Source organism: Helicobacter pylori oki112 (genome assembly GCF_000600085.1).
In the GTDB taxonomy this organism is placed as follows: Bacteria; Campylobacterota; Campylobacteria; order Campylobacterales; family Helicobacteraceae; genus Helicobacter; species Helicobacter pylori_CY.
Genome location: NZ_CP006821.1, coordinates 1,202,914 through 1,224,227, shown reverse-complemented (window position 1 = coordinate 1,224,227; position 21,314 = coordinate 1,202,914). Strand labels below are relative to the sequence as shown.

Here is a 21,314-nt window from a genome sequence, read left to right as displayed (position 1 = left end):
ATGCGCATCGTATTTATGGGAACGCCGGGGTTTGCTGAAGTGATCTTAAGGGCGTTAGTTGAAAATAAAGGCATAGAAGTGGTGGGGCTATTCACTCAAATGGATAAACCTTTTGGGCGTAAAAAGGAATTGAAAGCCCCAGAGACCAAAACATACATTCTAGAAAATCATTTAAATATCCCCATTTTCCAGCCACAAAGTTTGAAAGAGCCTGAAGTTCAAATTTTAAAAGATCTAAAGCCTGATTTTATCGTGGTGGTGGCTTATGGTAAGATTTTGCCTAAAGAGGTTTTAACCATCGCTCCTTGCATCAATTTGCATGCGTCGTTATTGCCTAAATACAGGGGGGCTTCGCCCATCCATGAGATGATACTCAATGACGATAAGATCTATGGCATAAGCACCATGCTTATGGATGTGGGGCTAGATAGCGGGGATATTTTAGAGAGCGCTTCGTTTTTGAGGGAGGAATACTTGGATTTAGACGCTTTAAGTTTAAAATTAGCGCATATGGGGGCAGCCTTACTCCTTTCAACGCTCAAAAATTTCTCTTCCATCACAAGAAAGCCTCAAGATCACGCACAGGCTACTTTTTGTAAAAAAATCACCAAAGCCGATGGTTTAGTGGGTTTTAAAGACGCTAAAAGCTTGTTTTTAAAATCGCTTGCATTTAAGAGTTGGCCAGAAATCTTTTTAGAAAACAGCCTTAAACTTTTAGAAGTGGAGTTGGTGGAGAATGAAAAGAGCCACAAGGAAGGCGAGATTTTAGAAATTGATGAAAAAGGCGTTCTTGTGGGTTGCTTGAAAGGTAGCGTGCGTATAGCAAGGTTGCAAGCGGTGGGTAAAAAGCCTTTGAAAGCGAAGGATTATTTGAATGGCAAGCGTTTGAAAATAGGCGGTATTTTGGCATGAGACAATGTGAAAAAAGGGTTTTTGATAGCCTGCCTTCCACGCAAATCTATCTTTTAGAAAAACTCAAAAATAACGAACTCAAAGCACCTATTTTGATCGTGGCTAAAAACCAAAGCGCTGGGATAGGCAGTAGAGGGAATATTTGGGAGGGCGCAAAAAGCGCTTTGACTTTTTCGCTCGCTTTAAACGCAAGCGATTTGCCTAACGATTTACCCATGCAAGCGAACGCTTTGTATTTAGGGTTTTTATTCAAAGAAGTTTTAAAAGATTTAGGCTCTCAAACCTGGCTTAAATGGCCTAACGATTTGTATTTAGGGAGTCAAAAAATAGGGGGCGTGCTGGTTAATGTTTATAAAGACATGCGGGTGTGCGGCATTGGCGTGAATAGGGTTTCACAGAAGTGGGCATGTTTAGATATTGGCGTGAGCGATGGTTTGATTATGGAGGGCTTTTTAAAAAAAATAGAAGAAAATCTTTTTTGGGGGGAAGTTTTAAGTAAGTATGCGTTAGAATTCCATAAAAACAACTCTTTTAGCTTCCATAATGATTGCGGTGAAGCGATGAGTTTGAAAGATGCGGAATTGTTAGAAGACGGCCGCATTTGTATTAAAGGTAAGATTTATGATAGGATGTGAGTATGATGAGTGAAATCATTGCAGTGGCTAATCAAAAAGGGGGTGTGGGCAAAACAATAACGGCGGTTAATTTAGCGGCTTCTTTAGCGGTGCATGAAAAAAAAATCTTGCTGATTGATTTTGACCCTCAAGCCAACGCCACTTCAAGCTTGGGTTTTAGGCGCGATAAAATTGATTATGATATTTATCATGTGTTGATTGGCCGTAAGCAAATTTCTCAAGTAATCTTAAAAACCCAAATGCCTTTTTTGGATCTAGTGCCTTCTAATTTGGGTTTAGCCGGGTTTGAAAAAACCTTTTATGATAGCCAAGATGAGAATAAACGAGGCGAGCTCATGCTCAAAAACGCCTTAGAGAGCGTGGTGGGGCTTTATGATTATATTATTATTGATTCCCCACCAGCTCTAGGGCCTCTCACGATCAATTCGCTTTCAGCAGCCCATTCGGTGATCATTCCTATCCAATGCGAATTTTTCGCCCTTGAAGGCACTAAATTATTGCTTAACACCATTAGAATGCTGCAAAAAAACACGAACCCTAAGCTCAAAATCAGAGGTTTTTTACCCACAATGCATGTCCCTCAGCTCAATTTGACAAAAGGGGTTTTAGCGGAATTGTTTAAGTATTTTGACTCAGAGTTTTTTAGAGATTCAGCTACAGGAGAGTATATTATGATCCCTAAAAGCGTGAAACTAGCGGAATCGCCTAGCTTTGGTAAGCCCATTTTGCTCTATGATATTAAATCTAATGGCAGTATCGCTTATCAAAAATTAGCTCAAAGCATTCTTCAAGGGTAGCATATGGCAAAAAATAAAGTGTTGGGTAGGGGTTTAGCGGATATTTTCCCTGAAATCAATGAAGTGTATGAGCAGGGGCTGTATGAAAGAGCGAATCGGGTTGTGGAGCTTGGTATTGATGAGGTGATGCCTAATCCCTACCAGCCCAGAAAGGTCTTTAGCGAAGATTCTTTAGAAGAATTAGCACAATCCATTAAAGAGCATGGTTTGTTGCAACCGGTTTTAGTGGTGAGTGAGAACGGGCGTTACCATTTGATCGCTGGTGAAAGGCGCTTAAGAGCGAGCAAATTGGCTAAAATGCCCACGATTAAAGCGATTGTTGTGGATATTGAGCAAGAAAAAATGCGTGAAGTCGCTTTGATTGAAAATATCCAGCGCGAAGATTTAAACCCTTTAGAGTTGGCTAGATCTTATAAAGAATTGCTTGAAAGCTATCAAATGACCCAAGAAGAGCTGTCTAAAATCGTTAAAAAATCCCGAGCCCATGTGGCTAATATCATGCGTTTATTGACGCTCTCTTCTAAGGTTCAAAACGCTCTTTTAGAAGAAAAAATCACTTCAGGGCATGCAAAAGTCTTGGTGGGTTTGGATGAAGAAAAACAAGAATTGATCTTAAATTCCATTATAGGGCAGAAACTCAGCGTGCGCCAGACAGAAGATTTAGCGCGTGATTTTAAAATAAACGCAAATTGTGAAAATAAAAAACATGGTTTCAAGGAAACCCAAACGCTCATCGCTGAAGATGAATTAGAACGCTTTAATCAAAGTTTGTGGGATCGTTACAAGCTTAAAGCGGCTTTGAAAGGGAATAAAATCATTTTACGATGTTATGAAAATTCTCTTTTAGAGGCTTTTATGAAAAAAATGATGTCTTAATGCTTAGATATTCTAAATTTTTAAGCGATTTTTTGTTAAGATAGAGTTAATGTTTTTATAACAAATGCGAGTTTCAAATATTTTGTAGGATTTTAGGAAAGAAATAGGTTATGAATATATCGGTTAACCCCTATTTAATGGCGGTCGTTTTTGTGGTGTTTGTGTTATTGTTGTGGGCGATGAATGTTTGGGTGTATAGGCCTTTGTTGGCTTTTATGGATAACAGACAGGCAGAGATAAAGGATAGCTTGGCTAAAATCAAAACGGATAATGCCCAAAGTGTGGAGATTGGTCATCAAATTGAAACTCTTCTTAAAGAAGCGGCTGAAAAGCGTAGGGAAATGATAGCAGAAGCGATTCAAAAAGCCACAGAGTCCTATGACGCTGTGATCAAGCAAAAAGAGAACGAACTCAGTCAAGAGTTTGAAGCGTTTGCAAAGCAATTACAAAATGAAAAGCAAGTGCTAAAAGAGCAGTTGCAAGTGCAAATGCCGGTATTTGAAGACGAATTAAACAAGCGTGTGGCTATGGGTTTAGGGAGTTGATAGATGGTGTTAGTTAAAATGGTGTTAGGGTTTTTGATCCTTTTAAGCCCTTTGTGTGCTACTGGATTGGATATTTCACAAACAGACATTATAGAGCGTTCTTTAAATTTTCTCTTATTTGCGGGGATTTTGTGGTATTTTCTGGCTAAAAAACTGCGTTCATTTTTGCACTCTAAAAGCCTTGAAATCTCCAAACGCTTAGAAGAGATTCAAGCCCAACTCAAAGTGAGTAAAGAAAATAAGAAAAAACTCTTAAAAGAATTAGAGCAAGCCAAAGAAAAAGCGGAATTGATTATTTCTGATGCGAATAAAGAAGCTTACATGATCACGCAAAAATACGAATTGCAAACCAAAATGGATGTGGAAAATTTGATCAAAAATTCTAAGGCGTTGATGGATTTAGAAGTTAAAAAGATCAAAAGAGAGCTGGTTGAAAGCGTTTTTAAAGATCTAAGAGAGAGCAAAAAAGTGTCTTTCAATGCACAAGATTGCGTGAATATTTTGAAACAAAGGCTTTAAATGCAAGATTTAAAAGTGATCGCTAATCATTATACTAAGGCGTTGAAAAACCACACTAAAGGCGATTTAGCGTTATTAGAAGAAATTGTTGTGGGGCTTAAAAATGTGGCAGAAGCCATAAAATTGCACAAACTCAACCAAGTGTTAGCCCATGTTTCTTTAAAAGTTAAAAAAGAGGTTGTGTTTGAAATCTTAGAAAAAATAACTTCTATAAAAGCATGTTCAGTGTTAAAGCCTGTAATGGAAGTGGTGTTAAAAAATAACAGGCTTGATGTGTTGGAATTGATCACTCAAGATCTGTCTTTTGATTCTAAAAAGACTTTAGAAGCCACGCTTTTAGTCCCAGAAAAGCTTGAAAATAATGAACTAGAATCTGTGCAGCAAAAATTGCAAGCACATTTTAACGCTCCTGTAGAAATCACTCAAGACACTTGGTCTAAAAAAGGGGTTTCTTTGAGCGTTTCAAGCCTGGATTTAGAAATAGGCTTTTCTAAAGAAGATATTTTAAAGAAAATAGAAAAACAGGTTATTCAATCTATTTAATCAATCTAAGGAGATAAAGATAATGTCCCAACTAAAATTGGAAGAAATCAGCTCGGTTATTGAAGAAAAAATCAAGAATTTTGAACTTGATTGCGATATGGCTGAAGTAGGAAAAGTCGTTTCATACGCTGATGGTGTGGCTAAGGTTTATGGCTTAAATGGTGTGATGTCGTATGAAGTGCTGGAGTTTGAAACAGGGGATAAAGGCGTTGCGGCTAACTTAGAAGAAGACAGCGTTGGCGTGATTGTGTTTGGTTTTGGCAACAATATTAAAGAAGGGATTGGCGTTAAACGCACGAAAAATTTGATGAAAGTTCCTGTTGGCGATGCGGTTGTGGGGCGTGTGTTGAACGCTTTGGGTGAGCCTATTGATGGCAAGGGTGAGATAGAAACGAATGAATTTAGCCTAATAGAGCAAAAAGCCCCGGGCATTATGGACAGAAAATCGGTGCATGAGCCTTTGCAAACAGGCATTAAAGCCATTGATGCGTTGGTGCCTATTGGGCGCGGGCAAAGGGAATTGATCATTGGGGATAAACAAACCGGTAAAACCACCGTAGCGATCGATGCGATCATTAACCAAAAAGGGCAAAATGTGATCTGTATCTATGTGGCTATTGGGCAAAAAGAATCCACTGTCGCACAAGTGGTCCGCAAATTAGAAGAATACGGAGCGATGGAATACAGCGTCGTGATCAACGCTTCGGCTTCCGATTCAGCTGCGATGCAATATTTAGCCCCTTATTCAGGTGTGGCTATGGGGGAATACTTTAGAGATCATGCCCGCCATGCCCTAATCATTTATGATGATTTGAGTAAGCATGCTGTCGCTTACAGAGAGATTTCTTTGATCTTGAGAAGACCCCCAGGTAGGGAGGCTTTTCCTGGAGATGTGTTTTATATCCACTCACGGCTTTTAGAAAGAGCGGCTAAACTTTGCGATGAAAAGGGTGCGGGTTCTTTGACCGCGCTCCCTATTGTGGAAACTCAAGCGGGCGATGTTTCAGCCTATATCCCTACGAATATCATTTCTATTACAGACGGACAGATTTTCTTAGAAACGGATTTGTTTTATTCAGGGATCCGCCCGGCTATCAATGTGGGCTTATCGGTTTCAAGGGTTGGAGGGGCCGCTCAAATCAAAGCGACCAAGCAGGTTTCAGGGACTTTGCGCCTGGATTTAGCGCAATACAGAGAGTTGCAAGCCTTCACGCAATTCGCTTCTGATTTAGATGAAGCGAGTAAAAAGCAATTAGAAAGGGGGCAACGCATGGTAGAAGTGTTGAAACAAGCCCCTTATTCGCCCTTGCCTATTGAAAAGCAAGTGGTCATTATTTATGCTGGGGCTAAGGGCTTTTTAGACAGCGTGAGCGTGAAAAAAGTCGTGGATTTTGAAGAGCAACTGCACCCTTTCTTGGAAGCAAAATACCCTCAAGTTTTAGAAGAGATCCACACTAAAAAAGTGCTAGATAAGGATTTAGAAGCCATGCTAAGAAAAGTCTTAGAGGAATTTAAGCTCACTTATAGCGAGTAGGAGACGGCTAGAATATGGCGAATTTAAGAGACATTAGAAAGAAAATTGGAAGCGTTAAAAACACGCAAAAGATCACGCATGCGATGAAACTCGTTTCCACTTCCAAGCTAAGAAAGGCCGAAGAAGTTGCAAGAAATTCCAGAGCGTATGCACTGAAACTAGACGCTGTGTTTGATGATGTGCTATCCAAGATGAAAAATCAAGGGATTGAAGACATTCAAAGCAAGTATTTTAGGGAACTAGAAAGACTTGAAATCAAAAAAGTGGATATTATTTTTATCACAGCCGATAAGGGGCTTTGTGGGGGCTTTAACACCAATACCATTAAAAAAGTTTTAGCATGCACGAATGAATACAAAGAAAAAGACATTAAAGTGCGTTTGCGCGGTATTGGTAAAAAGGGTAATGAGTATTTTAGCTTTAACGGGATAGAGGTTTTAGACAAGATCAATAATTTGAGTTCTATGCCTAATTATGAACGCGCGCAGGAATTCATGAAAAAAGTGGTAGAGGATTATTTGAGTGGGAAAACCGATAAGGTGATTATCATTCATAATGGCTTTAAAAACATGATCACTCAAGAAATAAGAGTCAAAACAATTTTGCCTATTGGGTATAAAATCATCCACCAAAACCCTCAGCCTAGTGAGGCGCAAGAGACTATTACTAGTGAGCCAAGCGGGAGTGAAGATGAAATTTTAGACTCTTTGGCAGAAAAATATGTGGAGTATAGTTTATACTACGCTTTGATTGATTCTTTAGCCGCAGAACATAGCGCTAGAATGCAGGCTATGGATACAGCGACGAATAACGCTAAAGATTTGGTTAAAACTTTAACCATTTCTTATAATAAAGCCAGACAAGAGGCGATTACGACCGAGCTAGTAGAAATCAATGCGGGCGTAGAAGCCCTAAAATAAAAATTACATTAAAATAAGGAGCGATGAAAGCGATGGAAGGCAAAATCATTCAGGTTTTAGGCCCGGTGGTAGATGTGGAGTTTGAATCCTATCTACCGGCGATTTTTGAAGCGTTAGACATTAATTTTGAAGTCAATGGCACTCAAAAAGCTTTAGTTTTAGAGGTGGCAGCCCATTTGGGCGGTAATCGGGTGCGAGCGATTGCTATGGATATGACAGAAGGCTTAGTGCGTAACCAAGCTGTCAAGGCTCGCGGCAAAATGATTGAAGTGCCTGTGGGCGAAGAAGTGTTAGGGCGTATTTTTAATGTTGTGGGCGAGAGCATTGACAATTTAGAGCCGCTTAAGCCGTCCTTAACTTGGCCCATTCACAGAAAAGCCCCTAGTTTTGAGCAGCAAAGCACCAAGACAGAAATGTTTGAAACCGGTATTAAAGTCATTGACTTGCTCGCGCCTTATTCTAAGGGCGGTAAAGTAGGCTTGTTTGGCGGGGCTGGCGTAGGCAAAACAGTGATCATTATGGAGCTTATCCACAATGTGGCTTATAAGCATAACGGGTATTCGGTGTTTGCAGGTGTGGGGGAACGCACTAGAGAAGGGAACGATCTGTATTTTGAGATGAAAGAAGGGGGCGTTTTAGACAAAGTCGCGCTGTGCTATGGGCAAATGAATGAGCCACCAGGCGCAAGGAACCGCATCGCATTCACCGGCTTGACGATGGCGGAGTATTTTCGTGATGAAAAGGGCTTAGATGTGTTGATGTTTATTGACAATATCTTTAGATACGCTCAAAGCGGTGCGGAAATGAGCGCGCTATTAGGCCGTATCCCTTCAGCCGTGGGGTATCAGCCCACGCTAGCCGGGGAAATGGGGAAACTTCAAGAGCGTATCGCTTCCACTAAAAATGGCTCTATCACTTCCGTTCAAGCGGTGTATGTGCCAGCAGACGACTTGACTGACCCAGCCCCTGCTTCGGTGTTTGCACATTTGGATGCGACTACGGTGTTGAACAGAAAGATCGCTGAAAAAGGGATTTATCCTGCAGTTGATCCTTTGGATTCCACTTCAAGGATTTTAAGCCCTCAAATGATCGGCGAGAAGCACTATGAAATCGCTACCGGTATCCAGCAGGTTTTGCAAAAATACAAGGATTTGCAAGATATTATTGCGATTTTGGGATTGGACGAATTGAGCGAAGAGGATAAAAAAACGGTTGAAAGGGCTAGAAAAATTGAGAAGTTTTTATCCCAGCCGTTTTTTGTGGCTGAAGTGTTTACAGGAAGTCCCGGTAAATATGTAACCCTTCAAGAGACTTTAGAGGGCTTTGGAGGGATTTTAGAGGGTAAATACGATCACATTCCTGAAAACGCGTTTTACATGGTGGGTAGCATTCAAGAGGTTTTAGAAAAAGCTAAAAACATGAAAAATTCCTAAGGGTTTTGTGATGGCTTTGTTGAAAATTAGTGTGGTAGTTCCTGAGGGGGAAGTTTATACAGGAGAGGTTAAAAGCGTTGTGTTGCCAGGAGTTGAAGGGGAATTTGGGGTGCTTTATGGGCATAGCAACATGATCACCTTGCTTCAGGCGGGAGTGGTTGAGATTGAAACTGAAAACCAAAAAGAGCACATTGCGATCAATTGGGGCTATGCAGAAGTTACTAATGAACGCGTGGATATTTTAGCCGATGGAGCGGTCTTTATTAAAAAAGAATCAGACGACAGAGATGATGCTATCTCTAGGGCTAAAAAGCTTTTAGAGGACGCAAGCTCTGACAGGTTAGCGGTCTCTAGCGTGCTGGCTAAGATTGAGTCTCTTTAAGGGGATAATCATGTTAGATTCAATCGTTTATTTTTTCAATAAGAGCGGGTTTGTTACCACGCTTGTTTTAGTTTGGATTTCGCTTTATTTGGTGATGACTTTATGGGTCTTTTTGTATAAAAGCATTGTGTTAAAGATTGAACTCAGGCGCGAGATGCAATCTTTGTCTAACATTCTTAATGGGGCGCAAGACGCTCCAGAGCATTTCATGTTTAATAAAAAAAGAAATGATGAGACCAAAAGGTATTCTAATGAATTGTTGCAGGCTTGGAAACACCAGGTTCTTAAGCAAAGCACGACGGGTTTAGTGGTGTTGAGCATTATCTCTTCTACAGCCCCCTTTATTGGTTTGTTTGGAACGGTGGTTGAAATTTTAGAAGCGTTTAACAATTTGGGCGCGTTAGGTCAGGCTTCTTTTGGGGTGATTGCACCCATTATTTCTAAGGCTCTTATCGCTACCGCTGCAGGTATTTTAGCAGCCATTCCAGCCTATTCTTTTTACTTGATTTTAAAACGCAAGGTGTATGATTTATCGGTTTATGTGCAGATGCAAGTGGATATTTTGTCTTCTAAAAAATAAAGCTTTAAGGGGATTTTATAAATATCTTAAATAGGGAGTTAGAAGGTTTTTATGAATTATGATAACTATTGGGATGAAGACAAGCCAGAACTCAATATCACGCCTTTAGTGGATGTGATGCTTGTTTTATTGGCTATTCTTATGGTAACGACGCCCACTCTTACTTATAAAGAAGAGATTGCTTTGCCTTCTGGCTCAAAAACTGCTAGAGCCACTCAAGATAAAATGATAGAGATTCGCATGGATAAAGACGCAAAAATCTATATAGATAGTCAAACCTATGAATACAACTCTTTCCCGGATACTTTCAACTTGCTTTCTAAGAAATACGATAAAGATACTAGGGTTAGTATCCGCGCGGACAAGCGATTGACTTATGACAAAGTGATTTATTTGTTAAAAACGATTAAAGAAGCGGGTTTTTTAAAAGTTTCTTTAATCACAAGTCCTTAAAAAGCAGGGCTAATTTGCATGAGTAAGAGCGCGATCTTTGTTGTTTCTGGCTTTTTAGCGTTCTTGCTTTATGCTTTGTTGTTGTATGGCTTGTTGCTAGAAAGGCATAATAAAGAAGCGGAGAAAATCCTTTTAGATTTAGGCAAAAAAAACGAACAAGTCATTGATTTGAATTTAGAAGATTTGCCAAGCGATGAAAAAAAAGATGAAAAAGTAGCTGAAAAAGTAGAAGAAAAAAAAGATGAAAAAGTAGTTGAAAAAAATGCAACTGATAAAGAGGGTGATTTTATTGATTCTAAAGAACAAGAAGAAAGCCTTGAAGATATTTTTTCTTCACTCAATGATTTTCAAGAAAAGACAGACGCAAACGCCCAAAAAGATGAGCAAAAAAATGAGCAAGAAGAAGAGCAAAGGCGTTTAAAAGAACAACAACGCTTAAAGCAAAACCAAAAAAATCAAGAGATGTTGAAAGGTTTGCAACAGAATTTGGATCAATTCGCGCAAAAACTAGAAAGCGTTAAAAACAAAACTTTAGATTTGCAAATTCCTAAACAAGATGGGGTTGATGAAAAGGCTTACCAAGAGTGGTACGCTCAAATCTATCAGATTTTATATAAAGGTTGGAAAGGGGTTTTTTATCACAAGGCTTCAGTGAGCGCGCTGATTATGATCACTAAAGATGGGGAGTTTGATTATACCATTCTTAGCTACTCTGATTTTAAGGATTATAACAAGAGTGTGATGACCCTTTTAAATGATTTAAAGAAAGTGGATTTTCCCCCATATCCTGGAGGAAACATGATTTCTATTCAAGTTAATTTCACCACTAAGGAAGAATAATGAGGTATTTATGGCTTTTTTTAATAGGCACTATAGGGCTTTTTGCAACAGATAAAACACTAGATATTATTAAAACCATTCAAAAACTTCCTAAGATTGAAGTGCGCTACTCTATAGATAACGATGCCAATTACGCTTTAAAATTGCATGAAGTCTTGGCGAATGATTTAAAGACTAGCCAGCATTTTGATGTTTCTCAAAACAAGGATCAAGGCGCTATCAATTACGCAGAACTCAAAGATAAAAAAGTCCATCTTGTAGCGTTGGTGAGTGTGGCTTTAGAAAACGGCAATAAAATTTCACGATTAAAACTTTATGATATCAATACAAGTGCTCTTGTTAAAACTTTTGACTACCCCATTTTAAGCGCTGATCTATACCCTTTTGCAGCGCACAACATGGCCATTGTGGTGAATGACTATTTAAAAGCCCCTTCTATCGCTTGGATGAAGCGCCTTATTGTTTTTTCTAAATACATTGGACCAGGAATCACAAATATCGCACTAGCCGATTATACGATGCGTTATCAAAAAGAAATCATCAAAAACAACCGACTCAATATTTTCCCTAAATGGGCGAACGCTGAGCAAACGGAGTTTTATTACACACAGTATGGCGAAAGAACGCCCATGATTTTAAAATACAACATTCAAAAAGCCACTCATGAGAATATCGCTAGCTCTCAAGGAATGGCTGTGGTCTCTAGCGTGAGTTCTGATGGCTCTAAAATCTTAATGTCTTTAGCCCCTGATGGCCAACCGGATGTGTATTTGTATGACACGCATAAAAAAACTAAAACTAAAATAACGCGCTATCCTGGGATAGATGTTTCAGGAGTGTTTTTAGAAGATGACAAGTCTATGGCTTTTGTTTCGGATAGATCCGGTTATCCTAACATCTACATGAAGAAATTGGGGTTAAAAGAAAGCGCGGAGCAACTCCTTTATGAAGGAAGAAGCAATGAATCCATTGACGCTTATAAAGATAGTATTGTGTATGTGAGCCGGGAAAACCTTAATGAATTTGGCAAAACGGTGTTTAATTTGAATTTGATCACTCTAAACAGCAAATATATCCGCAGGCTTACCGTGAATGGCTCTAACCAGATGCCTCGTTTTTCTACGGATGGGAGAAATATCATGTATATCAAAAAGACACCCCAAGAATACGCCATGGGGCTTATTTTGCTAGACTATAATCAGAGTTTTTTATTCCCTTTAAAGAATGTGAAAATACAAGCCTTTGATTGGTAAGGTTAAATTAAGCGAATGTGAGTTAATATTTACACTTATTAAAATTTGATTCTTGGAGAGTTTATAATGAAGAGATCTTCTGTATTTAGTTTCTTGGTAGCTTTTTTATTGGTAGCTGGCTGTAGTCATAAAATGGATAATAAGACTGTGGCTGGCGATGTGAGTGCTAAAACGGTTCAGACTGCACCTGTTACTACAGAACCAGCTCCAGAGAAAGAAGAGCCTAAACAAGAGCCAGCTCCAGTGGTTGAAGAAAAGCCAGCTGTTGAGAGCGGGACTATCATCGCTTCTATTTATTTTGATTTTGACAAGTATGAAATCAAAGAATCCGATCAAGAGACTTTAGATGAGATCGTGCAAAAAGCTAAAGAAAACCACATGCAAGTGCTTTTGGAAGGCAATACCGATGAATTTGGCTCTAGCGAATACAACCAAGCGCTTGGCGTTAAAAGGACTTTGAGCGTGAAGAACGCTTTAGTCATTAAAGGGGTAGAAAAAGATATGATCAAAACCATCAGTTTTGGTGAAACCAAACCCAAATGCACCCAAAAAACTAGAGAATGTTACAAAGAAAACAGAAGAGTGGATGTCAAATTAGTGAAGTAATTCTAGGATGAAAAGGCTTTTTTTTATCCCTTTTGTCGCTCCCTTTTTTCTCAATGGGGAGCCTTCAGCGTTTGATTTGCAAAGCGGAGCTACCAAAAAAGAACTCAAGCAGTTGCAAGTCAATAGTAAGAATTTTTCTAATATTTTGACCAAAATCCATTCGCAAGTAGAGGCTAACACTCAAGCTCAAGAGGGTCTAAGGAGCGTTTATGAAGGGCAGGCTAATAAGATTAAAGATCTCAACAACGCTATCCTTTCCCAAGAAGAATCCTTGCGAGCCTTAAAAGCTTCGCAAGAAGTGCAGGCTAACACGCTTAAGCAGCAATCGCAAACTTTAGAGGATTTGAGGAATGAGATTCACGCTAACCAGCAGGCTATCCAGCAGTTAGACAAGCAAAATAAAGAGATGAGTGAATTATTGACCAAGTTAAGCCAGGATTTGGTTTCACAAATTGCCTTAATCCAAAAAGCCCTAAAAGAACAAGAGGAAAAAGCTGAAAAGCCGCTCAAACCAAGCGTTCCGGCCAATAAAAACCCCTCTTTAAAAGCCGAAGCCCCAAAAAATCAAGAGAAAAAAACCCAAGAAAAGGCGAAAGTTGAGTTTGATAAAGACTTGTCCAAGCAAAAAGAGATCTTTCAAGAAGTCCTGTCTTTTTTTAGAAACAAATCCTATGCAGAAGCTAAAGAGCGTTTGTTGTGGTTAGAAGCCAATAGTTACAGACTTTATTATGTGCGTTATGTTCTTGGAGAAGTGGCTTATGGAGAAAAGAGATATAAAGAAGCGATCAAGTATTACAAAGAGAGCGCTCTTTTAAATAAAAAAGCGTCTTACATGCCTGTGCTTTTGTGGCATACGGCATGGTCGTTTAAAAAAATCAAAGACGATCAAAACTATTATAAATTTTTAAACACTTTGCAGCACTTGTATCCTTCAAGCGAACAAGCTAAAATGGCACAAAAAATCTTAGAAAACAAGGAGAAACACCACCATGCAAAACCATGATTTAGAGTCAATCAAACAAGCCGCTTTGATTGAATATGAAGTGAGAGAACAAGGCTCTAGTGTTGTGCTAGACAGCAATATTTCTAAAGAGCCTTTAGAGTTTATTATAGGCGCTAATCAAATCATAGTAGGGTTAGAAAAGGCGGTATTAAAGGCTCAAATTGGCGAGTGGGAAGAGGTTGTCATCGCCCCAGAGGAAGCTTATGGGGTTTATGAAAGCAGCTATTTGCAAGAAGTCCCTAGAGATCAATTTGAAGGCATTGAATTAGAAAAAGGCATGAGCGTTTTTGGGCAAACTGAAGACAACCAAACCATTCAAGCCACTATCAAAGACTTTAGCGCTACGCATGTGATGGTGGATTATAACCACCCGTTAGCCGGGAAAACTTTAGCATTCCGTTTCAAGGTTTTAGGTTTTAGGGAAGTGAGCGAAGAAGAAATTTTAGCTTCACACCATGGCGGTGGGACAGGTTGCTGTGGCGGTCATGGGGATCATGGCGGGAAGAAAGGTGGGGGCTGTAGTTGCTCATGTTCGCATGGGTAGTAAGGTATAGGAGTCTTTAAAAGGCAAGGTCATGAATGGTTCTAACCTCAAAAATTGGCTATTCCCTACCATTTGCTTTTTTTTATTTTGTTATATTTTAATTTTTTTAATGTTTTTTATGTTTAAAAGTTTGCAATCGCAATCGTTTGGCTCTGTGGCAGAAACCGGAAAAAAACCCATCACCACCACCAAGAAATTTGGTAAGGAATTGCAAAAACAGATTTCAAAAATCCATTAACTTTTTTTCTTTTTTGCCGATACTTGCTGTAATAGAATGAATATCAAATTAAAGGATTTTACAATGATTAATGCCGTTTCTTCTCTTGCTCCGGTGCAGTCTTTGGGGAATTATAAGCGTGTGGAAAAGAATGAAAAAGTTGAAAACAATGAGGCCGCTCTTGATAGGGTAGCTGAGATCAAGAAAGCGATTGAAAATAACCAGTATAAAATCAACTTGCATGAGACTTCTCACAAAATGGCACAGGATTTATTGGGGATAAGCTAGGGGGTTTAAGGGCTTCATTTCTAGGGGGGTTCATTCTCACTGTCGTTTTGTTTTTCACTGAAGTTTAGTTTCTCTATGTTTTGAATGGATTTGTCGCTCTCTTAAATAGGGCGTGTTTTTAGTTGTGTGTTAGGAATGATTGATTGGAAATTTTAACTTTTATGGATTTTTGCTCTGGTATTGGTGGAGGCCGTTTGGGCTTGGAGCGATGCCATTTAAAATGCGTAGGGCATGCAGAAATCAATCATGAAGCCCTTAGGACTTATGAATTATTTTTTAAAGATACCCATAATTTTGGGGATTTGATGCGAATCAATCCTAATGATTTGCCCGATTTTGATGCGTTAGTTAGCGGGTTTCCTTGTCAGGCTTTTTCTATCAATGGCAAAAGGAAGGGGCTTGAAGATGAAAGAGGGACTATTATTTATGGGCTTATTCGTATCTTAAAAGTCAAACAGCCCAAATGTTTCTTGCTTGAAAACGTTAAGGGCTTGATCCATCATAAGCAACAAGAAACTTTTAAAACCATTATCAAAGCCTTGCAAGGAGCGGGCTATACAACTCATTATCAAATTTTAAACAGCGCTGATTTCCAATTAGCCCAAAAGAGAGAACGTCTTTATATCGTAGGGTTTAGGAAGGATTTGAAACACCCATTTCATTTCCCTTTAGGTTTAGCCAATGATTATTGTTTTAACGATTTTTTAGACGCTGATAATGAGTGTTATTTGGATGTGAGTAACGCTACATTTCAAAGATACTTGCGCAACCCATACAACTATAACCGGGTTTTTTTAGAGAATATTTTAGCTTTAGAAAACGCTGTTTTAGATACAAGACAATCTGATTTAAGGTTGTATTTTAATGTTTTTCCTACCTTAAGGACAGGAAGACATGGCCTGTTTTATATTCAAAAAGACAAAATCAAAAGATTAAACGCTATTGAAAGCTTGCTTTTACAAGGATTTCCTAGGGATTTGATCGCTAAGATTAAAAATAATCCTAATTTTAAAGAAAGCCATTTATTATCTCAAGCAGGGAATGCGATGAGCGTGAATGTGATTGCTGCTATCGCTAAGCAAATGTTAAAGGCGATTTAATAAGGGAGCTTTAAAGGGAAAATGATTTCAAAATACCCCCTATCCCCTTAAGAAATTGAGTTTTATAATAAAACTAAAAATGGCATAGTATTTGCTTGAATACGGCTGAAACAAGAGCTAAAGGATTTGTTATGGTCGTTTTACATTCTCATTTAGAAAACGCGCTCAACCAATTGAAAGAATTGATTGATTTAACCGAGCGCGATATAAGAGACATCAAACTCGCTAAACACACCGAAATTTTTGAAAGAAACCATCAAAAACAGTTAGCGATTCAAGCTTTTGAAAAAGAAAAAGCGAATATAGATGTGCAAATGTTGTCTTTAAAAAACCAATTCCCTAATAAAGAAATGAGTGGATTATTAGACGAAAAAACGAGCGATTTTTTAAACCAAATGCGAGAGTCCTTGCTTGCTTTGAAAGAAAAAAACTTGATTTATTCGCGCATGGCGTTTGCGGTTTCTGATTTTTATTCTTCGCTCATCCAACAAATCATCCCCCATGACACTTGCGATTATAAAGGCTCTAGGCATGTGGGGAGCCATTTTTTAAGAGTGCAGGCGTAAAATGGGCGGGATTTTATCTTCACTCAACACTTCTTACACGGGCCTACAAGCTCATCAGAGCATGGTGGATGTTACCGGGAATAATATTTCTAACGCCAGCGATGAATTTTATAGCCGTCAGCGCGTGATTGCAAAGCCTCAAGCGGCTTACATGTATGGCACTAAAAACGTGAATATGGGCGTGGATGTAGAAGCCATTGAAAGGGTGCATGATGAGTTTGTTTTTGCTCGTTACACGAAGGCTAATTACGAAAACACTTATTATGATACAGAGTTTTCGCATTTAAAAGAAGCGAGCGCGTATTTTCCGGACATTGATGAAGCGAGCCTTTTTACGGATTTGCAAGATTATTTTAACTCATGGAAAGAATTGTCTAAAAACGCCAAAGACTCCGCTCAAAAACAGGCTCTCGCTCAAAAAACAGAAGCTTTAACGCACAACATTAAAGACACCAGAGAAAGGTTAACGACCTTACAGCACAAGGCGAGCGAAGAATTAAAAAGCGTTATCAAAGAAGTCAATAGCTTGGGTTCTCAAATCGCTCAAATCAACAAACGCATTAAAGAAGTGGAAAACAACAAGAGCTTAAAGCATGCGAATGAATTAAGGGATAAGCGAGATGAGTTGGAATTCCATTTGCGAGAGCTTTTAGGGGGGAATGTTTTTAAAAGCAGCATTAAAACCAATTCGCTCACAGATAAAGACTCAGCGGATTTTGATGAGAGCTATAACCTTAATATCGGGCATGGGTTCAATATCATTGATGGATCTATTTTCCATCCTTTAGTGGTTAAAGAATCCGAAAATAAAGGGGGTTTGAACCAGGTTTATTTTCAAAGCGATGATTTTAAGGTTACTAATATTACTGACAAGCTCAATCAGGGGAAAGTGGGGGCGTTATTGAATGTGTATAATGACGGCTCTAACGGGACTTTAAAGGGCAAATTGCAAGATTATATTGATTTGTTGGATTCTTTTGCTAAGGGCTTGATAGAATCCACTAATGCGATTTACGCCCAAAGCGCGAGTCATTATATTGAGGGCGAGCCTGTGGAGTTCAATAGCGATGAAGCCTTTAAAGACACGAACTACAATATCAAAAACGGCTCGTTTGATCTTATAGCTTACAACACCGATGGTAAAGAAATCGCCAGAAAAACCATTGCTATCACGCCCATTACAACCATGAACGATATTATCCAGGCCATTAACGCTAACACCGATGACAATCAAGACAATAACACCGAAAACGATTTTGATGATTATTTCACAGCGGGCTTTAACAATGAGACTAAAAAATTTGTTATCCAGCCTAAAAACGCTTCGCAAGGGTTGTTTGTCTCTATGAAAGATAACGGCACGAATTTTATGGGGGCGTTAAAACTCAACCCTTTTTTTCAAGGCGATGACGCTTCTAATATCAGCTTGAATAAAGAATACAAAAAAGAGCCTACCACTATCCGCCCATGGCTTGCTCCCATTAACGGGAATTTTGATGTGGCGAACATGATGCAGCAATTGCAATACGATAGCGTGGATTTTTATAACGACAAGTTTGACATTAAACCAATGAAAATCAGTGAGTTTTATCAATTTTTAACCGGTAAAATCAACACGGACGCTGAAAAATCAGGGCGTATTTTGGACACTAAAAAGAGCATGTTAGAGACCATTAAAAAAGAGCAACTCTCTATTTCGCAAGTGAGCGTGGATGAAGAAATGGTGAATTTGATCAAGTTTCAAAGCGGCTATGCGGCTAACGCTAAAGTCATTACCGCCATTGATCGGATGATAGACACTCTATTAGGGATTAAACAATAAGTTTCCTACCCATAGCGTTTTTATCAAATAGGCCTTAACTTATTTTTTAAGCTCTATTCATTTTAAAACTCATTTTTGAGCCTTTTTTATAACCAACACTCAAACAATTAATAGTATTATGTAAGTTATAAGCGAGAGAGTGCTTTGTAAAGCTTATGCTATAATAACGATTATTGTTGATTGAAAGGAAAACAGATGAGACGGAGTTTTTTGAAAACGATTGGCTTGGGTGTGATAGCGCTCTCTTTGGGTTTGTTAAACCCTTTGAGCGCGGCGAGTTACCCGCCCATTAAAAACACTAAAGTGGGGTTAGCCCTTTCTAGCCACCCGCTAGCCACTGAAATTGGGCAAAAGGTTTTAGAAGAGGGAGGTAATGCGATTGATGCGGCTGTAGCGATGGGATTCGCTCTAGCAGTCGTCCATCCGGCAGCAGGTAATATTGGTGGCGGAGGTTTTGCGGTTATCCATTTGGCTAATGGTGAAAATGTTGCCTTAGATTTTAGAGAAAAAGCCCCCTTGAAAGCCACTAAAGACATGTTTTTAGACAAGCAAGGCAATGTAGTCCCTAAACTCAGCGAAGATGGCTATTTGGCGGCCGGGGTTCCTGGGACGGTGGCGGGCATGGAAGCGATGCTGAAAAAATACGGCACCAAAAAACTATCGCAACTCATTGATCCTGCCATTAAATTGGCTGAAAATGGTTATGCGATTTCACAAAGACAAGCAGAAACCCTAAAAGAAGCGAGGGAGCGGTTTTTAAAATACAGTTCTAGCAAAAAGTATTTTTTTAAAAAAGGGCATCTTGATTATCAAGAAGGGGACTTATTTGTCCAAAAAGATTTAGCCAAGACTTTGAATCAAATCAAAACGCTAGGTGCTAAAGGCTTTTATCAAGGGCAAGTCGCTGAGCTTATTGAGAAAGATATGAAAAAAAATGGGGGGATTATCACTAAAGAGGATTTAGCCAGTTACAATGTGAAATGGCGCAAACCCGTGGTAGGGAGTTATCGTGGGTATAAGATCATTTCTATGTCGCCGCCAAGTTCAGGAGGCACGCATTTGATTCAGATTTTAAATGTCATGGAGAATGCGGATTTAAGCGCCCTTGGGTATGGGGCTTCTAAGAATATCCATATCGCTGCAGAAGCGATGCGCCAAGCTTATGCGGATAGATCGGTTTATATGGGAGATTCTGATTTTGTTTCGGTGCCGGTGGATAAATTGATTAATAAGGCGTATGCCAAAAAGATTTTTGACACTATCCAGCCAGATACGGTTACGCCAAGCTCTCAAATCAAACCAGGAATGGGGCAGTTGCATGAGGGGAGCAATACCACGCATTATTCTGTAGCGGACAGGTGGGGGAATGCAGTCAGCGTTACTTACACCATTAACGCTTCTTATGGGAGCGCTGCTAGTATTGATGGGGCAGGTTTTTTATTGAACAATGAAATGGATGATTTTTCCATAAAGCCTGGGAATCCTAATCTCTATGGTTTAGTAGGGGGCGATGCGAATGCGATTGAAGCCAATAAGCGCCCTTTAAGCTCCATGTCGCCTACGATTGTGTTGAAAAACAATAAGGTTTTCATGGTGGTGGGAAGCCCTGGAGGGTCTAGGATTATCACTACGGTGTTGCAAGTGATTTCCAATGTCATTGATTACAACATGAATATTTCTGAAGCGGTCTCAGCCCCAAGATTTCACATGCAATGGCTCCCTGATGAATTAAGGATTGAAAAGTTTGGCATGCCCGCTGATGTGAAAGACAACCTCACTAAAATGGGCTATCAAATCGTTACTAAGCCGGTCATGGGCGATGTGAACGCGATCCAGGTTTTGCCTAAAACTAAGGGGAGCGTTTTCTATGGATCAACGGATCCAAGGAAAGAATTTTAATTCTTTGTCATATAAAGGTTTTTAGTCCTATTTAGCCTTATTTTTTTGGGAGGGGGGGACTTTTTAGCGAGAAAATCTTAAATTTAGTTTTAAAATTCATAAAAATAGTGTAAAATTTCTCATTACAAGAGACGATATTAGATCTAAAATGGTGTATGCAGAAGGGAGTTTGAGAATGTTTGCTGGTTCTAGAACGCATGCAGTTTCTTTTTTAAGATTAATCATTGACATTATGTTTGACCTTATTAAAGTAGAGGAGTAACAATGGGATACGCAAGCAAATTAGCCTTGAAGATTTGTTTGGTAGGTTTGTGTTTATTTAGTGCTCTTGGTGCAGAACACCTTGAACAAAAAAGGAATTTTATTTATAAAGGGGAGGAAGCCTATAATAATAAGGAATACGAGCGGGCGGCTTCTTTTTATAAGAGCGCGATTAAAAATGGCGAGCCACTTGCTTATGTTCTTTTAGGGATCATGTATGAAAATGGTAGGGGTGTGCCTAAAGATTACAAGAAAGCGGCTGAATATTTTCAAAAAGCGGTTGATAACGATATACCTAGAGGGTATAACAATTTAGGTGTGATGTATAAAGAGGGTAGGGGCGTGCCTAAAGATGAAAAGAAAGCCGTGGAATATTTTAGAATAGCTACAGAGAAAGGCTATACTAACGCCTATATCAACTTAGGCATCATGTATATGGAGGGTAGGGGAGTTCCAAGCAACTATGTGAAAGCGACAGAGTGCTTTAGAAAAGCGATGCATAAGGGTAATGTAGAAGCTTATATCCTTTTAGGGGATATTTATTATAGTGGGAATGATCAATTGGGTATTGAGCCAGACAAAGATAAGGCTATTGTCTATTATAAAATGGCGGCTGATATGAGTTCTTCTAGAGCTTATGAAGGGTTAGCAGAGTCTTATCAGTATGGGTTAGGCGTGGAAAAAGATAAGAAAAAGGCTGAAGAATACATGCAAAAAGCATGTGATTTTGACATTGATAAAAATTGTAAGAAAAAGAACACTTCAAGCCGATAATTCTCAAACTTG

25 protein-coding genes are annotated in these 21,314 nt (G+C 39.2%); all 25 read left to right on the top strand.

Features of this window, described 5'->3' with window-relative positions; genetic code table 11:
• The 25 genes from fmt to HPOKI112_RS05690 all read left to right on the top strand — a co-directional run bounded on the left by fmt (position 1) and on the right by HPOKI112_RS05690 (position 21,302).
• Positions 1-912, top strand: coding sequence for a methionyl-tRNA formyltransferase (fmt, locus tag HPOKI112_RS05810; RefSeq protein ID WP_025276248.1), 912 nt, complete (start codon positions 1-3; stop codon positions 910-912).
• Complete coding sequence (locus HPOKI112_RS05805; RefSeq protein WP_015428152.1) at positions 909-1,547, top strand: biotin--[acetyl-CoA-carboxylase] ligase; 639 nt, start codon at positions 909-911, stop codon at positions 1,545-1,547. Before fmt ends, HPOKI112_RS05805 begins: the two co-directional genes overlap by 4 nt.
• A 5-nt stretch (positions 1,548-1,552) precedes the next feature.
• Positions 1,553-2,344, top strand: coding sequence for a chromosome partitioning ATPase Soj (gene soj / locus HPOKI112_RS05800; RefSeq protein ID WP_025276247.1), 792 nt, complete (start codon positions 1,553-1,555; stop codon positions 2,342-2,344).
• A 3-nt stretch (positions 2,345-2,347) separates the two neighbouring features.
• Complete coding sequence (locus HPOKI112_RS05795; protein WP_015428150.1) at positions 2,348-3,220, top strand: ParB/RepB/Spo0J family partition protein; 873 nt, start codon at positions 2,348-2,350, stop codon at positions 3,218-3,220.
• A 110-nt stretch (positions 3,221-3,330) separates the two neighbouring features.
• A complete protein-coding gene (locus HPOKI112_RS05790) occupies positions 3,331-3,765 on the top strand; it encodes a FoF1 ATP synthase subunit B' (protein WP_015428149.1) in 435 nt (144 codons plus the stop codon).
• Positions 3,766-3,768: 3 nt separating this feature from the next.
• Entirely contained in the window at positions 3,769-4,284 is a 516-nt protein-coding gene (locus HPOKI112_RS05785) for a F0F1 ATP synthase subunit B (protein WP_025276245.1), read from the top strand.
• Positions 4,285-4,827 carry a F0F1 ATP synthase subunit delta gene (locus HPOKI112_RS05780; RefSeq protein ID WP_025276244.1) on the top strand — a complete coding sequence of 181 codons (543 nt, stop codon included), beginning with the start codon at positions 4,285-4,287 and terminating at the stop codon, positions 4,825-4,827.
• A gap of 22 nt (positions 4,828-4,849) precedes the next feature.
• Positions 4,850-6,361, top strand: coding sequence for a F0F1 ATP synthase subunit alpha (gene atpA / locus HPOKI112_RS05775; RefSeq protein ID WP_025276243.1), 1,512 nt, complete (start codon positions 4,850-4,852; stop codon positions 6,359-6,361).
• Between the two features lie 14 nt (positions 6,362-6,375).
• Positions 6,376-7,281: an ATP synthase F1 subunit gamma gene (gene atpG, locus HPOKI112_RS05770; protein WP_000002182.1), complete on the top strand. Its 906-nt coding sequence runs from the start codon at positions 6,376-6,378 to the stop codon at positions 7,279-7,281.
• A gap of 32 nt (positions 7,282-7,313) precedes the next feature.
• Positions 7,314-8,714: a F0F1 ATP synthase subunit beta gene (gene atpD, locus HPOKI112_RS05765; protein ID WP_025276242.1), complete on the top strand. Its 1,401-nt coding sequence runs from the start codon at positions 7,314-7,316 to the stop codon at positions 8,712-8,714.
• A 10-nt stretch (positions 8,715-8,724) separates the two neighbouring features.
• A complete protein-coding gene (gene atpC / locus HPOKI112_RS05760) occupies positions 8,725-9,096 on the top strand; it encodes an ATP synthase F1 subunit epsilon (RefSeq protein ID WP_001196331.1) in 372 nt (123 codons plus the stop codon).
• Between the two features lie 10 nt (positions 9,097-9,106).
• Positions 9,107-9,676 (top strand): MotA/TolQ/ExbB proton channel family protein, encoded by a 570-nt coding sequence (locus HPOKI112_RS05755; RefSeq protein WP_000887326.1) that lies wholly within the window; start codon positions 9,107-9,109, stop codon positions 9,674-9,676.
• Positions 9,677-9,727: 51 nt separating this feature from the next.
• Positions 9,728-10,129, top strand: coding sequence for an ExbD/TolR family protein (locus HPOKI112_RS05750; RefSeq protein ID WP_001105106.1), 402 nt, complete (start codon positions 9,728-9,730; stop codon positions 10,127-10,129).
• 18 nt (positions 10,130-10,147) lie between these two features.
• Entirely contained in the window at positions 10,148-10,969 is an 822-nt protein-coding gene (locus tag HPOKI112_RS05745; protein ID WP_015428146.1) for an energy transducer TonB, read from the top strand.
• Positions 10,969-12,222 (top strand): Tol-Pal system protein TolB, encoded by a 1,254-nt coding sequence (gene tolB / locus HPOKI112_RS05740; RefSeq protein ID WP_025309942.1) that lies wholly within the window; start codon positions 10,969-10,971, stop codon positions 12,220-12,222. Before HPOKI112_RS05745 ends, tolB begins: the two co-directional genes overlap by 1 nt.
• Positions 12,223-12,288: 66 nt before the next feature.
• On the top strand, positions 12,289-12,828 hold the full coding sequence (locus HPOKI112_RS05735; protein WP_000831158.1) for an outer membrane protein Omp18: 540 nt from the start codon (positions 12,289-12,291) through the stop codon (positions 12,826-12,828).
• 7 nt (positions 12,829-12,835) lie between these two features.
• A complete protein-coding gene (locus HPOKI112_RS05730) occupies positions 12,836-13,831 on the top strand; it encodes a tol-pal system YbgF family protein (protein ID WP_025309941.1) in 996 nt (331 codons plus the stop codon).
• Positions 13,818-14,375 carry an FKBP-type peptidyl-prolyl cis-trans isomerase gene (locus tag HPOKI112_RS05725; protein ID WP_025276239.1) on the top strand — a complete coding sequence of 186 codons (558 nt, stop codon included), beginning with the start codon at positions 13,818-13,820 and terminating at the stop codon, positions 14,373-14,375. The genes HPOKI112_RS05730 and HPOKI112_RS05725 overlap by 14 nt, the downstream gene beginning before the upstream one ends.
• Positions 14,376-14,406: 31 nt before the next feature.
• Entirely contained in the window at positions 14,407-14,613 is a 207-nt protein-coding gene (locus HPOKI112_RS05720; RefSeq protein ID WP_001014529.1) for a hypothetical protein, read from the top strand.
• Between the two features lie 63 nt (positions 14,614-14,676).
• Positions 14,677-14,880 (top strand): flagellar biosynthesis anti-sigma factor FlgM, encoded by a 204-nt coding sequence (locus tag HPOKI112_RS05715; RefSeq protein ID WP_001864146.1) that lies wholly within the window; start codon positions 14,677-14,679, stop codon positions 14,878-14,880.
• 161 nt (positions 14,881-15,041) lie between these two features.
• On the top strand, positions 15,042-15,980 hold the full coding sequence (gene dcm, locus HPOKI112_RS05710; RefSeq protein WP_025276238.1) for a DNA cytosine methyltransferase: 939 nt from the start codon (positions 15,042-15,044) through the stop codon (positions 15,978-15,980).
• A 131-nt stretch (positions 15,981-16,111) separates the two neighbouring features.
• On the top strand, positions 16,112-16,546 hold the full coding sequence (locus HPOKI112_RS05705; RefSeq protein ID WP_025309940.1) for a hypothetical protein: 435 nt from the start codon (positions 16,112-16,114) through the stop codon (positions 16,544-16,546).
• Between the two features lies 1 nt (position 16,547).
• On the top strand, positions 16,548-18,368 hold the full coding sequence (flgK, locus tag HPOKI112_RS05700) for a flagellar hook-associated protein FlgK (protein WP_015428140.1): 1,821 nt from the start codon (positions 16,548-16,550) through the stop codon (positions 18,366-18,368).
• 195 nt (positions 18,369-18,563) lie between these two features.
• Positions 18,564-20,267: a gamma-glutamyltransferase gene (ggt, locus tag HPOKI112_RS05695; RefSeq protein WP_025276237.1), complete on the top strand. Its 1,704-nt coding sequence runs from the start codon at positions 18,564-18,566 to the stop codon at positions 20,265-20,267.
• Between the two features lie 264 nt (positions 20,268-20,531).
• Entirely contained in the window at positions 20,532-21,302 is a 771-nt protein-coding gene (locus tag HPOKI112_RS05690; RefSeq protein ID WP_025276236.1) for an HP1117 family Sel1-like repeat protein, read from the top strand.
• Positions 21,303-21,314 lie beyond the last annotated feature (12 nt).

Excerpts from the sequence above, each read along its gene's own strand:
- flgK (WP_015428140.1), top strand. The coding sequence starts at position 16,548 with ATGGGCGGGATTTTATCTTCACTCAACACTTCTTACACGGGCCTACAA.
- HPOKI112_RS05705 (WP_025309940.1), top strand. The coding sequence starts at position 16,112 with ATGGTCGTTTTACATTCTCATTTAGAAAACGCGCTCAACCAATTGAAA.
- atpA (WP_025276243.1), top strand. The coding sequence starts at position 4,850 with ATGTCCCAACTAAAATTGGAAGAAATCAGCTCGGTTATTGAAGAAAAA.
- HPOKI112_RS05690 (WP_025276236.1), top strand. The coding sequence starts at position 20,532 with ATGGGATACGCAAGCAAATTAGCCTTGAAGATTTGTTTGGTAGGTTTG.
- atpD (WP_025276242.1), top strand. The coding sequence starts at position 7,314 with ATGGAAGGCAAAATCATTCAGGTTTTAGGCCCGGTGGTAGATGTGGAG.
- HPOKI112_RS05730 (WP_025309941.1), top strand. The coding sequence starts at position 12,836 with ATGAAAAGGCTTTTTTTTATCCCTTTTGTCGCTCCCTTTTTTCTCAAT.
- atpC (WP_001196331.1), top strand. The coding sequence starts at position 8,725 with ATGGCTTTGTTGAAAATTAGTGTGGTAGTTCCTGAGGGGGAAGTTTAT.
- HPOKI112_RS05745 (WP_015428146.1), top strand. The coding sequence starts at position 10,148 with ATGAGTAAGAGCGCGATCTTTGTTGTTTCTGGCTTTTTAGCGTTCTTG.
- HPOKI112_RS05795 (WP_015428150.1), top strand. The coding sequence starts at position 2,348 with ATGGCAAAAAATAAAGTGTTGGGTAGGGGTTTAGCGGATATTTTCCCT.
- dcm (WP_025276238.1), top strand. The coding sequence starts at position 15,042 with ATGGATTTTTGCTCTGGTATTGGTGGAGGCCGTTTGGGCTTGGAGCGA.
- HPOKI112_RS05735 (WP_000831158.1), top strand. The coding sequence starts at position 12,289 with ATGAAGAGATCTTCTGTATTTAGTTTCTTGGTAGCTTTTTTATTGGTA.
- HPOKI112_RS05790 (WP_015428149.1), top strand. The coding sequence starts at position 3,331 with ATGAATATATCGGTTAACCCCTATTTAATGGCGGTCGTTTTTGTGGTG.
- ggt (WP_025276237.1), top strand. The coding sequence starts at position 18,564 with ATGAGACGGAGTTTTTTGAAAACGATTGGCTTGGGTGTGATAGCGCTC.
- HPOKI112_RS05725 (WP_025276239.1), top strand. The coding sequence starts at position 13,818 with ATGCAAAACCATGATTTAGAGTCAATCAAACAAGCCGCTTTGATTGAA.
- HPOKI112_RS05720 (WP_001014529.1), top strand. The coding sequence starts at position 14,407 with ATGAATGGTTCTAACCTCAAAAATTGGCTATTCCCTACCATTTGCTTT.
- tolB (WP_025309942.1), top strand. The coding sequence starts at position 10,969 with ATGAGGTATTTATGGCTTTTTTTAATAGGCACTATAGGGCTTTTTGCA.
- HPOKI112_RS05780 (WP_025276244.1), top strand. The coding sequence starts at position 4,285 with ATGCAAGATTTAAAAGTGATCGCTAATCATTATACTAAGGCGTTGAAA.
- HPOKI112_RS05750 (WP_001105106.1), top strand. The coding sequence starts at position 9,728 with ATGAATTATGATAACTATTGGGATGAAGACAAGCCAGAACTCAATATC.
- atpG (WP_000002182.1), top strand. The coding sequence starts at position 6,376 with ATGGCGAATTTAAGAGACATTAGAAAGAAAATTGGAAGCGTTAAAAAC.
- HPOKI112_RS05755 (WP_000887326.1), top strand. The coding sequence starts at position 9,107 with ATGTTAGATTCAATCGTTTATTTTTTCAATAAGAGCGGGTTTGTTACC.
- HPOKI112_RS05715 (WP_001864146.1), top strand. The coding sequence starts at position 14,677 with ATGATTAATGCCGTTTCTTCTCTTGCTCCGGTGCAGTCTTTGGGGAAT.
- soj (WP_025276247.1), top strand. The coding sequence starts at position 1,553 with ATGAGTGAAATCATTGCAGTGGCTAATCAAAAAGGGGGTGTGGGCAAA.
- HPOKI112_RS05785 (WP_025276245.1), top strand. The coding sequence starts at position 3,769 with ATGGTGTTAGTTAAAATGGTGTTAGGGTTTTTGATCCTTTTAAGCCCT.
- fmt (WP_025276248.1), top strand. The coding sequence starts at position 1 with ATGCGCATCGTATTTATGGGAACGCCGGGGTTTGCTGAAGTGATCTTA.
- HPOKI112_RS05805 (WP_015428152.1), top strand. The coding sequence starts at position 909 with ATGAGACAATGTGAAAAAAGGGTTTTTGATAGCCTGCCTTCCACGCAA.